Origin of the sequence: Pseudomonas sp. SK, assembly GCF_012975065.1 — a bacterium.
Taxonomy (GTDB): domain Bacteria; phylum Pseudomonadota; class Gammaproteobacteria; order Pseudomonadales; family Pseudomonadaceae; genus Aquipseudomonas; species Aquipseudomonas anuradhapurensis.
This window is the reverse complement of the sequence record NZ_CP051857.1, coordinates 4,067,830-4,081,636: the sequence shown is the minus strand read 5'-3', so window position 1 is coordinate 4,081,636 and position 13,807 is coordinate 4,067,830. Positions and strand designations below refer to the sequence as shown.

10 protein-coding genes are annotated in these 13,807 nt (G+C 64.3%); 5 read left to right on the top strand and 5 right to left on the bottom strand.

The genetic code is table 11. The features are described 5' to 3' along the window. Positions 1-61 precede the first annotated feature (61 nt). Together hrpA and HG549_RS18745 are read left to right on the top strand one after the other, a co-directional pair. Complete coding sequence (gene hrpA / locus HG549_RS18750) at positions 62-3,967, top strand: ATP-dependent RNA helicase HrpA (RefSeq protein WP_170031331.1); 3,906 nt, start codon at positions 62-64, stop codon at positions 3,965-3,967. A 187-nt stretch (positions 3,968-4,154) separates the two neighbouring features. Continuing rightward, on the top strand, positions 4,155-5,276 hold the full coding sequence (locus HG549_RS18745; protein ID WP_170031329.1) for a beta-ketoacyl-ACP synthase III: 1,122 nt from the start codon (positions 4,155-4,157) through the stop codon (positions 5,274-5,276). Between the two features lie 197 nt (positions 5,277-5,473). Here HG549_RS18745 and HG549_RS18740 read toward each other — a convergent pair whose 3' ends face one another. Beyond that, entirely contained in the window at positions 5,474-6,718 is a 1,245-nt protein-coding gene (locus tag HG549_RS18740) for a putative porin (protein WP_170031327.1), read from the bottom strand. A 262-nt stretch (positions 6,719-6,980) separates the two neighbouring features. Between HG549_RS18740 and HG549_RS18735 the strand changes: the two genes are divergently transcribed. Next, positions 6,981-8,108, top strand: coding sequence for a GNAT family N-acetyltransferase (locus HG549_RS18735; protein WP_170034249.1), 1,128 nt, complete (start codon positions 6,981-6,983; stop codon positions 8,106-8,108). Between the two features lie 125 nt (positions 8,109-8,233). Here HG549_RS18735 and HG549_RS18730 read toward each other — a convergent pair whose 3' ends face one another. The 4 genes from HG549_RS18730 to HG549_RS18715 form a co-directional block, all read right to left on the bottom strand. Next, positions 8,234-10,066 (bottom strand): ABC transporter ATP-binding protein, encoded by a 1,833-nt coding sequence (locus HG549_RS18730; protein ID WP_170031325.1) that lies wholly within the window; start codon positions 10,064-10,066, stop codon positions 8,234-8,236. 62 nt (positions 10,067-10,128) lie between these two features. Further along, positions 10,129-10,686, bottom strand: coding sequence for a peptidylprolyl isomerase (locus HG549_RS18725; RefSeq protein ID WP_170031323.1), 558 nt, complete (start codon positions 10,684-10,686; stop codon positions 10,129-10,131). Next, complete coding sequence (locus HG549_RS18720) at positions 10,680-11,492, bottom strand: alpha/beta fold hydrolase (RefSeq protein ID WP_170031321.1); 813 nt, start codon at positions 11,490-11,492, stop codon at positions 10,680-10,682. Before HG549_RS18720 ends, HG549_RS18725 begins: the two co-directional genes overlap by 7 nt. A gap of 13 nt (positions 11,493-11,505) precedes the next feature. Continuing rightward, entirely contained in the window at positions 11,506-12,429 is a 924-nt protein-coding gene (locus HG549_RS18715) for a LysR family transcriptional regulator (RefSeq protein ID WP_170031319.1), read from the bottom strand. Between the two features lie 48 nt (positions 12,430-12,477). Between HG549_RS18715 and HG549_RS18710 the strand changes: the two genes are divergently transcribed. Together HG549_RS18710 and HG549_RS18705 are read left to right on the top strand one after the other, a co-directional pair. Continuing rightward, on the top strand, positions 12,478-12,792 hold the full coding sequence (locus HG549_RS18710; RefSeq protein ID WP_025753884.1) for a hypothetical protein: 315 nt from the start codon (positions 12,478-12,480) through the stop codon (positions 12,790-12,792). Between the two features lie 109 nt (positions 12,793-12,901). After that, complete coding sequence (locus tag HG549_RS18705) at positions 12,902-13,501, top strand: FMN-dependent NADH-azoreductase (RefSeq protein ID WP_170031317.1); 600 nt, start codon at positions 12,902-12,904, stop codon at positions 13,499-13,501. The last annotated feature ends 306 nt before the right edge of the window (positions 13,502-13,807 follow it).

Sequence of the window (13,807 nt, the reverse complement as noted above, 5' to 3'; positions counted from 1 at the left end):
CGCGCATCCTTCGAATGCCGATCATGAAAAAGCAGGCTCACCTGCATCACTAAAAAGCCCCATGACTGACCACGCCATCGACAAACTGCTGCAAAACCTCGACCACGCCATGATCGCCGACCGCCATCGCCTGCGCCGGCAATTGCACGACCTGCGCAAGCGCCCCGATGAGGCGAAGCTGGCGCAGTGGGTGGACAAGGTCCAGGCCTCCTGCGCCCAGGTCACCGCGCGCCAGCAGAGCGTGCCCACCGTGCGCTACGACGACAACCTGCCGATCGCCGCCAAGCGTGACGAAATCAAGAGGGCCCTGGCCGAACACCAGGTGCTGGTGATCGCCGGCGAAACCGGTTCGGGCAAGACCACCCAGTTGCCGAAGATCTGCCTGGAACTCGGCCGAGGCAGCCATGGCATGATCGCCCACACCCAGCCACGCCGCATCGCCGCGCGCAGTGTGGCGGCGCGGGTCGCCGAAGAGCTGGGCACGCCGCTGGGCGGGCTGGTCGGCTACCAGGTGCGCTTCGAGGACCAGAGCGACGCCAACACCCTGGTCAAGCTGATGACCGACGGTATCCTGCTGGCCGAAACCCAGCACGACCGCTTTCTCGAACGCTACGACACGATCATCGTCGACGAAGCCCACGAACGCAGCCTGAACATCGATTTCCTGCTCGGCTACCTGAAGACCCTGCTGCACCGCCGCCCCGACCTGAAGCTGATCATCACCTCGGCGACCATCGACCTGGAGCGTTTCTCCCAACACTTCGACGGTGCGCCGATCATCGAAGTATCCGGGCGCACCTTCCCGGTGGAAACCTGGTACCGCCCGCTGACCAGCGAGCAGGACGAAGAAGGCAACCAGATCGAGGACGACCTCACCGTCGACCAGGCCATCCTCGCCACCCTGGACGAGCTGGCGCAGCACGAGCGCAGCGTCGGCAAGGGGCCGGGCGATGTGCTGATCTTCCTGCCGGGCGAGCGGGAAATTCGCGATGCCGCCGAGATCCTGCGCAAGGCGCAACTGCGCCACACCGAGATCCTGCCGCTGTACGCGCGGCTGTCGCCGGCCGAACAGCAGCGCATCTTCCAGCCGCACAGCGGGCGCCGCGTGGTGTTGGCCACCAACGTCGCGGAAACCTCGCTGACCGTGCCGGGCATCCGTTACGTGATCGACACCGGCACTGCCCGCATCAGCCGCTACAGCTACCGCGCCAAGGTCCAGCGCCTGCCCATCGAGGCCGTGTCGCAGGCCAGTGCCAACCAGCGTAAAGGCCGCTGCGGGCGGGTCGAGCCGGGCATCTGCGTGCGCCTGTACAGCGAAGAGGATTTCAACAGCCGGCCGGCGTTCACCGACCCGGAGATCCTGCGCACCAACCTGGCGGCGGTGATCCTGCAGATGCTCCACCTGCGCCTCGGAGCGATCGATGCCTTCCCGTTCATCGAGCCGCCGGATGGCAAGGCCATCAGCGATGGTTTCAACCTGCTGCAGGAGTTGTCGGCGGTCAATCGCGAAAACCAGCTGACCCCGATCGGCCGCCAGTTGGCGCGCCTGCCGATCGACCCGCGGCTGGGCCGCATGCTGCTCGAAGGCGCGCGCCTGGGCAGCCTGCAGGAAGTGCTGATCGTCACCAGTGCGCTGTCGGTGCAGGACCCGCGCGAACGCCCGCCGGAGCGCCAGCAGGCCGCCGACCAGGCGCACGCGCAATGGAAGGACGTCGACTCCGATTTCGCGGCGCTGGTCAACCTCTGGCGCGGTTTCGAAGAGCAGCGCCAGGCACTGACCGCCAACCCGCTGCGCAACTGGTGCCGCAAGAACTTCCTCAATTACCTGCGCCTGCGCGAGTGGCGCGATGCCCATCGCCAGCTGGCGCTGATCTGCCGCGACCTGCAGTTGACGGTGAACAAGGAGCCGTCCGACTACCAAAAGATGCACAAGGCCATTCTCAGCGGGCTGCTCAGCCAGATCGGCCAGAAGACCGAAGAGGGCGACTACCAGGGGGCCCGTCAGCGGCGCTTCTGGGTGCACCCGTCCTCGGGCCTGGGGCGCAAGCGCCCGCAGTGGGTGATGGCTGCCGAACTGGTCGAGACCACCAAGCTGTACGCGCGCATGGTGGCCAAGATCGAACCGGACTGGATCGAGCCGCTGGCCGGCCACCTGGTCAAGAAGAACCACTTCGAACCGCACTGGGAGAAGAAGCGCGGGCAGGTGGTGGCCTACGAGCAGATCACCCTGTACGGCCTGATCCTGGTCGGCCGCCGGCCGGTGCATTTCGGCCCGATCGACCCGGTCACCTCGCGCGAGCTGTTCATCCGCGAAGGCCTGGTCGGCGGCGAAATCCAGTCGCGGGCCAAGTGCCTGGCGGCCAACAAGCGCCTGCTCGAACAGCTCGACGAACTGGAGGCCAAGGCGCGCCGCCGCGACATCCTCGCCGACGAAGAAACCCTGTACGCCTTCTACGAAGCGCGCCTGCCAGCGGAAATCCACCAGACCGCGACCTTCGACAGCTGGTACCGCATGGGCAGCCAGAAGGACGCCAACCTGCTGATCATGCGCGAGGAAGACGTGCTGGCCCGCGAGGCCAGTGAAGTGACCGCCGCGCAATATCCCGACAGCCTGCAGCTGGGTGACCTGCGCCTGCCGCTGAGCTACCACTTCGAGCCCGGCCATCCCCGCGATGGCGTTACCGTGCGGGTGCCGGCACCGCTGCTGCCGAGCCTGCCGGGCGAGCGCCTGGAGTGGCTGGTGCTGGGCCTGCTGGAAGCCAAGTGCGTGGCGCTGGTGCGCAACCTGCCCAAGGCCCTGCGCAAGAACTTCGTGCCGGTGCCGGATTTCGTCAAGGCCTCGCTGGCGCGCATGGCCTTCGGCCACGGGGCGCTGCCGCAGGCCCTGGGCCAGGAGCTGCTGCGCATGACCGGTGCGCGGGTGCCCGACGAGGCCTGGGACGAGTCGGTCAACCTGGTCGAAGGCCATTTGCGCATGAACATCGAGGTGGTCGATGGGCAGGGCAAGTTCCTTGGCGAAGGCCGCGACCTGGCCGAGCTGACCGCACGCTTTGCCGCCGCCAGCCAGGCTGCGCTGGCCGTGCCGCGCGACGCCAGCAGCGAACAGCCGGTGCAGGCCAAGGCCTTCAGCGAAGTGAAGCAGACCGCCCAGCAGAACATCGCTGGCCTGTCGATGACCGTATACCCGGCGTTGGTGGAAGATAACGGCAGCGTGCGCGAAGGGCGTTTCTCGACCCAGGCCGAAGCCGAGTTCCAGCACCGCCGCGCCTTGCAACGCCTGTTGCTGCAGCAGTTGGCCGAGCCGGCCAAGTATTTGCGTGGCAAGCTGCCGGGGCTGACCGAACTGGGCTTGCTGTACCGCGATATGGGCCGCGTCGAGGCATTGGTCGAGGATATTCTGCTGGCCAGCCTGGACAGCTGCATCCTCGACGGCGAACAAGCGCTGCCGCGCGACGGTGCCGCATTGGCCGGGCTGGCGGAGCGCAAGCGCGGCAGCTGGGCCGAGCATGCCGAGCGCCTGGCCCGGCAAACCCTGGAAGTGCTGAAGCTGTGGCACGGCTTGCAGAAGCGTTTCAAGGGCAAGATCGACCTGAGCCAGGCGGTGGCGCTGAACGACATCAAGCAGCAGCTGGGCAACCTGGTGTACCCGGGCTTCGTGCGCGAAACCCCCGGTGCCTGGTTCAAGGAACTGCCACGCTACCTCAAGGCGGTGGAGCTGCGCCTGGAGAAGCTCGGCGCGCAGGTACAGAAGGACCGGGTGTGGAGCGCCGAGCTGGGCAACCTGTGGGCGCAGTACAAGGCGCGTGCCGACAAGCATGCCCAGGAAGGCAAGCGCGATGAGCAACTGACCCTCTACCGCTGGTGGCTGGAAGAATATCGGGTATCGCTGTTTGCCCAGCAGTTGGGGACCAAGGTGCCGATTTCTGACAAACGTTTGAGCAAACAGTGGAGCCAGGTGGAGGGCTAAACTTCCCTGTTTGTGGCACTATTAGGGCAATTTGGGGTCGCGTTGCGACCCTTCGCGGGCGAGCCCGCTCCCACAGGCGCAGCGCACGAGGGAGCAGCCTTGCCTTTGAGTTGGCACTAAAGTGCCATTAACTTGCCATATTCCAGCCAGCGCCCCGTGGCGATGGCCTTTGACCAGAGGAACGACCGTGCATAACGTCGTGATCAGCGGCACCGGCCTGTACACCCCGGCCCAGAGCATTTCCAACGAAGAACTGGTAGCCTCCTTCAACACCTGGGCGCAGCAGTTCAACCAGGACAACGCCGCGGCCATCGAGCGCGGCGAGATCGAAGCCGCGCCATTGTCCGACGCCGCCTTCATCGAAAAGGCTTCCGGCATCAAGAGCCGCTTCGTCATGGACAAGGCCGGCATCCTCGACCCGCAGCGCATGAAGCCACGCCTGCCAGAGCGCTCCAACGACGAGCCGTCGGTGCTCTGTGAAATGGCCGTGGCCGCTGCCCGCCAGGCGCTGGAGCGCGCCGGCCGCAGCGCGGCCGACGTCGACGGAGTGATCGTCGCCTGCTCCAACCTGCAGCGGCCATACCCGGCGATCGCCATCGAAGTGCAACAGGCACTGGGCATCCAGGGTTTTGCCTTCGACATGAACGTGGCCTGCTCATCGGCCACCTTCGGCATCCAGACCGCTGCCAACAGCGTGGCCCTGGGCCAGGCCCGTGCGGTGCTGATGGTCAACCCGGAGGTGTGCACCGGGCACCTGAACTTCCGTGACCGCGACAGCCACTTCATTTTTGGCGATGCCGCCACCGCGGTACTGCTCGAGCGTGCCGACAAGGCGACCTCGGCGCACCAGTTCGAGATTGTCAGCAGCAAGCTGTGGACCGAGTTCTCCAACAACATCCGCAACAACTTCGGCTTCCTCAACCGCGCGGCGGAAGAAGGCGAAGGTGCAGCGGACAAACTGTTCATCCAGGAAGGTCGCAAGGTGTTCCGCGAAGTGTGCCCCAAGGTGGCCGAGCTGATCGGTGAGCACCTGCAGGAAAACGGGCTGCAGCCGAGCGATGTGAAGCGTTTCTGGCTGCACCAGGCCAACCTCAGCATGAACCAGCTGATCGTCAAGAAGCTGCTGGGGCGTGAAGTGGCCGAGGAAGATGCACCGGTGATTCTCGACCGTTATGCCAACACCAGCTCGGCGGGCTCGGTGATTGCCTTCCACCTGTACCAGGATGACCTGGCCAAGGGTTCGCTTGGCGTGTTGAGCTCGTTTGGTGCGGGATATTCAATTGGCAGCGTGATCCTGCGCAAGCGCTGATTCATCGGGCGCCCGTTCCGGCCTCTTCGCGGGTAAACCCGCTCCCACAGGTTCGGCACAGCTTTTGAGCACTGCACGGTACCTGTGGGAGCGGGTTTACCCGCGAAGAGGCCGGCGCATTTCTGCCAGGCAAAAAAACGGGAAACGCCGGATGGGGTCGGCATTTCCCGCTTCAGGTGAAGCGCAAGTGGTGGTGCTTAGAACTTGGCTTCCAGGTCGACCTGCAGGGTATCGACATCGGCATCGCTGTTGGGCAACTGCGACAGGTCGGTCTTGGCCATCAGGTAGGCAGCGCCCAGCGAGAAGTTCTTGTCGATTTCATAGCCGACCTTGAACTTGTGCCCGCGCGAACCGGTAAAGCCGTTGCCAAAGTCCGAGTCGGTGAACAGGCTGACCACGGCGTTACGCTGCACGTCGCGGTAGTTGTAGTCCAGGCTCCAGGCGCCAACCTTGGTTTTCAGGCCTGCCAGCCAGGCCTGGTCTTCGCCATCGGTGCTTTCGGTGTTCTTCACATACTGGCCGTAAGCCGACAGCGGGATGGCAAAGCCGGTGAAGTCCAGCTGGCCAAAGCCTTCCACCAGGTTGAACTCGTTGGTGGTGTTGCCGAACGACTGCAGGATGGTGGCTTCCTTGTCGTTGTCGTAGCCATAGATACTGGCACCTACGGTCAGCTTGAGCGCGTCTGCCGGGGCGAACTTGGCGCCCAGCTGGCCGTGATAGACCTGTGCGTCATGCTTGTACTGCACACCGTCGCCATCGACGTTGTCCTTGAGCGTGTACTGGCCGGCGCTGGCGAACACTTCGGCGCCGCCCAGGTCGGTCTTGTAGGTAGCGGCCACGCCTTCCGGGTTGATGTCGCTATCCCAGATGATGTCGCCCATGCTCACCCACGGCTGGGCCATCTTGCCGCCAATCAGGTGCAGGTTGGGGACGGCGGTCGGGTGCCAGTCGAGGTAGGCCTGGTCGACCCACAGCGACTTCTTGTCGAAGTAGTTGTCGAAGCTCTGGTTGGTCGAGCGGCGGTCGGCGCTGCTGCCGGTGGCGATACGGATGCCCGCGTCCACCTGCGGGTTGATTTCACTGTAGAAGCCGACACGCGCACGCACGCGCTGGCGGTCCTGGTTGCCGCTGCTGCTGTTCGGGTCGTCGACGTTGACGTCTTCGTAACGCAGGCGCAAGTCACCCTTGACCTGGGTCTTGGCGGCCCATGCCACTTTCTGTTCAAAGGAGCTCATCCGGTCGGACTGAGCTTTCTGAGCGGCCTTTTCCTTGGTTTCCTGAGCCAGGTCTGCCTGCAGTTCGTTGTACTGCGCCTGGTTGATCGAGCCATTGGCGCGGAGCATTTCGAGCAGCTTGGCGTCGACAGCTGCACTGGCCGGAGTACTCAGAGCCAGCATCATGCCGGTGAGGCTCACTCCGGTAAGTGTAGAAACAAGACGCATAAGGTTCTCCCTGTTGAATAAGATGGGGGAGGCTCAGGCGCCCACCCCTGTATTGGCATGTCTTCGGAAAGGGCCTGAATAGACAGGTTCTGGGGTTCCGGAAAACAGGCGCAAGTATTGCGGGGGCGAATGACAGATTAATGTCGAATTAGTGGCACTGCGGTTAAGTAATTGAGAATAAAAGGATCGCCACGGCCTTGGTGAATTGAGTGGCGGGCCTTCCTTGGGGATACTGGGTACCTTGAAACAGCGAGTCGAAACCGTGACCAGCTTGTACAGCCTTGCTCATCTGCGTGACCTGCCGGCGGCTACCTGGGATGCCTTGGTGCCGCCCGGCCAACCGTTCCTGCGCCATGCGTTTCTCAGTGCCATGGAGGACAGCGGCAGCGTCGCGCGCAACACCGGCTGGGCCGCCGAGCACCTGGTGCTGGAGCGTGACGGGCAGGTGCGGGCGCTGCTGCCGGCGTACCGCAAGTGGCATTCGTTTGGCGAGTATGTGTTCGACCATGGTTGGGCCGATGCCTGTGAGCGGGCCGGCATCGCCTACTACCCCAAGTTGCTCGGTGCCGTGCCGTTCAGCCCGGTCAGCGGCCCGCGCCTGCTGGCCGCCGACCCTGCCGACGCCTTGCTGGTGCTGCAGGCGTTGCCGGAGTACCTGGGCAAGGGCGGGTTGTCCGGGGCACACATCAACTTCACCGACCCGCAGCTGGATGCGCAGGTGGCCGGGGTGCCGGGCTGGATGGAGCGGCTGGGTTGCCAGTTCCACTGGCGCAATCATGGCTACCGTGACTTCCAGGACTTCCTCGACAGCCTCAGCTCACGCAAGCGCAAGCAGATGCGCAAGGAGCGTGAGCAGGTAGCCGGGCAGGGCATCGATTTTCGCTGGTACCACGGCGCGGAGCTGGACCAGGCGCAGTGGGACTTCGTCTACCGCTGCTACGCCAACACCTACGCGGTGCGCCGGCGTGCGCCTTACCTGACGCGCGAGTTCTTCAGCTTGCTGGCCGAGCGCATGCCCGAGGCACTGCGCGTGGTGATGGCGCGGCAAGCCGGGCGGGACGTGGCGATGGCCTTGAGCCTGGTGGGCGGCGACAGCCTGTTCGGGCGTTACTGGGGCTGCCTGGACGAGTTCGACCGGCTGCATTTCGAGACCTGTTTCTACCAGGGCATGGACTTTGCCATTGCCGAGGGCCTGCAGCGCTTCGATGCCGGGGCACAGGGCGAGCACAAGCTGATACGCGGGTTCGAGCCGGTGCTGACGCGGTCGTGGCATTACCTGCTGCACCCGGGCCTGCGCCGGGCGGTGGGGGATTTCCTGGCGCAGGAGCGGGAAGGGGTGCGGGCCTATGCCGAGGAGGCCCGGGGGATGCTGCCCTATCGCCGGGACTGATCCATTCATATTGCCTGTGCCGGCCATTTCGCGGGTGAACCCGCTCCCACAGGTACTGCACAGACCGTGAAATTTGTGCGGTCCCTGTGGGAGCGGGTTTACCCGCGAAGAGGCCGGTGCAGGAGTCAGTCGACCCCGACAAAGCCCCCGGTCTGGTGATGCCACAAGCGGGCATACAGCCCTTGCTGCTCGAGCAGTTCACTGTGGCTGCCACTCTCGACAATCCGCCCCTTGTCCAGCACCACCAGCCGGTCCATCCGCGCGATGGTCGACAGCCGGTGGGCAATGGCGATCACCGTCTTGCCCTGCATCAGCGTCTCCAGGCTTTCCTGGATGGCGGCCTCGACTTCCGAGTCCAGCGCCGAGGTCGCTTCGTCCATGATCAGGATCGGTGCATTCTTCAACAGCACCCGGGCAATGGCGATGCGCTGGCGCTGCCCGCCCGACAGCTTGACCCCGCGCTCGCCCACGTGGGCATCGAAGCCGGTGCGGCCCAGTGCATCCGACAGCTGCGGGATGAACTCGTCAGCCCGCGCCCGGCGCACTGCTTCGAGCAGCTCGGCCTCGCTGGCACCCGGGTGGCCGTACAGCAGGTTGTCGCGAATCGAGCGGTGCAGCAGCGAGGTGTCCTGGGTGATCATGCCAATCTGCGCGCGCAGGCTGGCCTGGCTGACCTGGGCGATGTCCTGGCCGTCGATGAGGATGCGCCCGCCCTGCACGTCGTACAGCCGCAGCAGCAGGTTGACCAGGGTCGACTTGCCGGCCCCGGACGGGCCGATCAGGCCGATCTTCTCGCCCGGGCGAATGTCCAGGTTCAGCCCTTCGATCACGTTGGCCGCCTGGCCATAGTGGAAATCCACGTCATCGAAGCGTACCGCGCCGCGGCTGACCTTCAGCGCCGGTGCGTTGGGCGGGTCGGTGACGGTGACCGGCTGGGCGATGGTCTGCAGGCCGTCCTGGACCATGCCGATGTTCTCGAAGATGCCGTTGACCACCCACATGATCCAGCCCGACATGTTGACGATGCGGATCACCAGGCCGGTGGCCAGGGCGATGGCGCCGACCGTGATCAGCGACTGGCTCCACAACCACAGGGCCAGGCCTGTGGTGGTGACCACCAGCAGGCCGTTGAGGGTGGTGATGACCACGTCCATGCTGGTGACCACGCGCGCCGCCAGCTGGGTTTTCTCGGTCTGTTCGCTGATCGCTTCACGGGCGTATTGCTGTTCGTAGTCGGTGTGGGCGAACAGCTTGAGGGTGGCGATGTTGGTGTAGCCATCGACGATACGGCCCATCAGCTTGGAGCGCGCGTCGGAGGAAATCACCGAGCGTTCCTTCACCCTGGGCACGAAGTAGAACAGCGCGGCGATATAGCCGACGATCCATAGCAGCAGGGGCAGCATCAGGCGCCAGTCGGCCTCGGCGAACAGCACCAGCGAGGTGATGGCGTAGATCAGCACATGCCACAGCGCATCCACCGCCTGCACGGCGGAGTCACGCAGCGAGTTGCCGGTCTGCATGATGCGCTGGGCGATACGCCCGGCGAAGTCGCTCTGGAAGAAGTTCAGGCTCTGCTTGAGCACGTAGGTGTGGTTCTGCCAGCGGATCAGGCTGGTCATGCCGGGGGTGATGGTCTGGTGCACCAGCAGGTCGTGCAGGCCGAAGAACAACGGCCGCAGCAGCAGGATGACCACCAGCATCCAGATCAGCTCGCCACTGTGCTCACTGAAGAAGTTGGCGTTGGGCGTGCCCTGGGCCAGGTCGATGATGCGGCTGAGGTAGCTGAACATCGCCACCTCGATCAGCGAGGCGAACAGGCCGACCACCAGCAGGGCCAGGAAGCTCGGCCAGACCTGGCGCAGGTAATACAGGTAGAACGGCCATACCCGGCTGGGGGGCGCGTCGCTCGGCGCGTCGCGAAAAATGTCGATCAGTTGCTCGAAACGGCGGTACAGCATGGGTGACGACACTCCTGTTCCATCCGACCCCAGGCGGTTTCACGTCCCTGTGAAGCCTGTGGTCAGTCGATGCGTTTGGCCGACTTGATGTACACCGGGTCGGCCGGTACATCGCGCATGCCTTTCTTGATGGTGGTTGGCGAGTTGACGATCTGGTCGACCACTTCCATGCCCTTGGTCACCTTGCCGAACACGGCATAACCGGCGTCACGGCCCGGGTTGAGGAAGTCGTTGTCGGCGACGTTGATGAAGAACTGGCTGGTGGCCGAATTCGGGTCCGAGGTGCGCGCCATCGACAAGGTGCCGCGGGTGTTCTGCAGGCCGTTGCTGGCTTCGTTCCTGATCGGGTCCTTGGTGGGTTTCTGCACCATCTGCTCGGTGAACCCGCCGCCCTGGACCATGAAGCCCGGGATCACGCGGTGGAAGATGGTGTTGTTGTAGAAGCCGCTGTCGACATAGCTGAGGAAGTTCTTGGTACTGATCGGCGCCTTCTCGGCATTCAGCTCGATTTCCACCTGGCCGAAGCTGGTGTCCAGCACTACGTGCGGGGTCTTGTCGGAGGCCATGACGCTGGTGGCAAAGGCGACCGAGCAGGCGGTGAGCAGAAGTTTTTTCAGCATGGGCTCAAAGATCCTTGAGAGGTGGAAGCGGCTGCAAGGAATTGCAGCAGGGTCTGGTTGAAGACCTCGGGTTGGTCGAGGGGCGTAGCGTGCCGGGAATCGTCGATGACCACCAGCCTGGCGTGGGGCATCAGGGCGACATAGCGTTGTTTCAGTTGTATCGGCGTGTAATCGTGGTCGGCGGCGATTACCAGGGTAGGACAGTGAATCTGCCCGACGCGTTCCTGCACGCCCCAGTCGACGATGGCGTCGAAGCTCTTGAGGTAGGCGCGTTTGTCGTTGCGTGCCCAGCGCTGGGCCATTTCCTGGCGCAGGCCGGCCTGCTCGGGCTTGGGGAACAGCCGTTCGGCCAGGCCCTTGCCGACGGTTTCGACACTGAGCAGGCGCGCCAGGCCCCAGCGCTTCAACCACCAGGCCCAGTCACTGCGGGTGCGGCGCTTGACCTCGGGGGCGCTGTTGACGATGCACAGGCTGCGCAGCCATTGCGGATGGTCCACGGCGAACTGGAAGCCGACCATGCCGCCCATGGACAGGCCGACGAAGTGCACCGGGCCGGTATCCAGGTGTTCGAGCAGGGCCAGCAGGTCGGCACTGAAGGTGGCGATCTGGTAACCGTCGCGGGGCTTGTCGGAGCGGCCATGGCCGCGAATGTCCATCAGAATGACCTGGTAGTGGCGGCTGAGCGCCGGCACCTGCATCTCCCAGTCCTGGCAGCTGGAGCCCAGGCCATGCAACAGCACCAGCGGTTGGCCTTGGCCATAGACTTCGTAATGCAGTGCGCATCCTTCGTGTTCGAAATAGGCCATGGGCGCGGTCCTCTCAGGCTTGTGCGGGGGCTGCGAAGGGCACGTCCAGTGGCGCGGTGTCGAAATTGCGCAGCAGGTCGATGAGAATCTGCGTCGCCGGGCCCAGGGTCTTCTCTTTGCTGGAATAAAGGTAGAACAGTGGGTGGCGGCTGCCACCCTGGTCCAGTGGCAACGGCTTGAGCACGCCTTCGCGCAGCTCGCGCTCGATCATGTGCCGGGGCAGCCAGGCAAAGCCCAGGCCGCTGCTGACGAAGGTGGCGGCGGTGCCCAGGCTGCCGACCGTCCAGCGCTGCTCGGCACCGAGCCAGCCGACGTCGCGCGGCTGGGCGCGGCCGGAGTCGCGGATCACCACCTGCAACTGGCTTTCCAGGTCCTGGAAGGTGAGTTCGCGGCCCAGGCGGTGCAGGCTGTGTTCCGGGTGGGCGACGGCGACGAACTCTACTGCGCTCAGTTCGGCACCCAGGTAGCCGCCGATGCTGTAGCTGCTGATGGCCAGGTCGGCGATGCCTTCGTGCATCACTTCCTCCACCCCAGACAGTACTTCTTCACGCAGGCGCACCCGGCAGCCACGGCTCTGCGGCATGAACGCGGCCAGGGCGCGCACCAAGCGGGCGCTGGGGTAGGCGGCATCGACCACCAGGCGCACCTCGGCCTCCCAGCCCTGTTCCATGTGGTGGGCGAGGTCTTCGAGCTGGCTGGCCTGCTTGACCAGGTGGCGCGAGCGGCGCAGCAGCACATTGCCGGCCTCGGTGAGCACGGCCTTGCGGCCATCGATACGCAGCAGCGGCACGCCCAGTTGCTCCTGCATGCGCGCCACGGTGTAGCTGACCGACGACTGTGAGCGGTGCAGTGCCTCGGCGGCCTGGGCAAACCCGCCGTGATCGACCACTGCCTGCAGGGTTCGCCACTGGTCAAGGGTTACGCGCGGCGCTTTCATGTTTCGCTCCTGTTGTCCTAAGCTGCGCTCTTTCAAGGAGAGCGGCCCATGAAGAAATGTTGTGCGGCAATACTGATGTGCCTGCCCCTCGGGGCCATGGCTTATCCCATCGATGTGGAGAAGGAACTGACCGGGGTCAAGCTCGACTACACCGCCTACGACACGGCTTACGACATTGGCGCCATCACCCTGAACAACTATGGGCAGGTGCCGGCTGCATGCAAGGTCACCTTTCGCAACGGCCCCGAGGCACCGCGGGTACGGCGGGTGAATGTACCGGCCGGTAAAAGTGTCGATGTCACTGCGAAGTTCAACCGGCAGATCATCAAACTGCGGATCGCCCTGAGCTGTAGCGCGGAATAAACTGATAAATCGATTGATTGCACCCACTTTTTACGCTTTTTTATCGATAGGTCAAGCCTTAATCTCACCTCCATCGAATCGCAACCCTTTTTGCCGATGGAGGCACCCCATGTCCCGCGTACTGATCATCGAAAGCAGCGCCCGCCAGCAGGATTCCGTTTCCCGCCAGCTGACCCGTGATTTCATCCAGCAGTGGCAGGCCGCCCACCCGGCCGACCAGATCAGCGTGCGTGACCTGGCGGTGAACCCGGTGCCGCACCTGGACGCCAACCTGCTGGGTGGCTGGATGAAGCCCGAAGAGCAGCGCAGCGCCGCCGAGCTGGAGGCCCTGGCCCGCTCCAACGAGCTGACCGATGAACTGCTCGCTGCCGACGTGCTGGTGATGGCTGCGCCGATGTACAACTTCACCATTCCCAGCACGCTCAAGGCCTGGCTGGACCACGTGCTGCGTGCCGGCATCACCTTCAAGTACACCCCCACCGGCCCACAGGGCTTGCTGACTGGCAAGCGTGCCATTGTCCTGACGGCCCGTGGCGGTATCCACGCCGGCGCCAGCAGCGACCACCAGGAACCGTACCTGCGCCAGGTCATGGCCTTCATCGGCATTCACGATGTCGACTTCATCCACGCAGAAGGCCTGAACATGAGCGGCGAGTTCCACGAGAAAGGCGTGAACCAGGCCAAGGCCAGGCTGGCAGCAGTGGCCTGAGGCGCAACGAATTCCCAACCCTGACACCTGGTTTTGCTCCTTTGGGTGTACCTGCCCGGCCATTGGCCGGGCTTTTTTATGTCTGTGTACATGCGCTCTGCTGTGGTTCTGTGTAGGAGCGGCCTTGCGTCGCGAAAGGGCTGCGAAGCAGCCCCGGCGATTTGTGCTGCTGTGCTGAGATCCTGGGGCTGCTTCGCACCCCTTTCGCGACACAAGGCCGCTCCTACAAAGGCCGCGTGCGCTGCCGTCCTTACATTCCTCATGGTTGAACTCATCCCCCGCAACCCGCTAAGGTCGCGCCCTTGA

What these genes read in the sequence shown, in the direction of transcription:
- HG549_RS18740 (WP_170031327.1), bottom strand. Translation starts at nt 6,718, where the DNA reads ATGCGTCTTGTTTCTACACTTACCGGAGTGAGCCTCACCGGCATGATG.
- hrpA (WP_170031331.1), top strand. Translation starts at nt 62, where the DNA reads ATGACTGACCACGCCATCGACAAACTGCTGCAAAACCTCGACCACGCC.
- HG549_RS18720 (WP_170031321.1), bottom strand. Translation starts at nt 11,492, where the DNA reads ATGGCCTATTTCGAACACGAAGGATGCGCACTGCATTACGAAGTCTAT.
- HG549_RS18705 (WP_170031317.1), top strand. Translation starts at nt 12,902, where the DNA reads ATGTCCCGCGTACTGATCATCGAAAGCAGCGCCCGCCAGCAGGATTCC.
- HG549_RS18715 (WP_170031319.1), bottom strand. Translation starts at nt 12,429, where the DNA reads ATGAAAGCGCCGCGCGTAACCCTTGACCAGTGGCGAACCCTGCAGGCA.
- HG549_RS18730 (WP_170031325.1), bottom strand. Translation starts at nt 10,066, where the DNA reads ATGCTGTACCGCCGTTTCGAGCAACTGATCGACATTTTTCGCGACGCG.
- HG549_RS18725 (WP_170031323.1), bottom strand. Translation starts at nt 10,686, where the DNA reads ATGCTGAAAAAACTTCTGCTCACCGCCTGCTCGGTCGCCTTTGCCACC.
- HG549_RS18710 (WP_025753884.1), top strand. Translation starts at nt 12,478, where the DNA reads ATGAAGAAATGTTGTGCGGCAATACTGATGTGCCTGCCCCTCGGGGCC.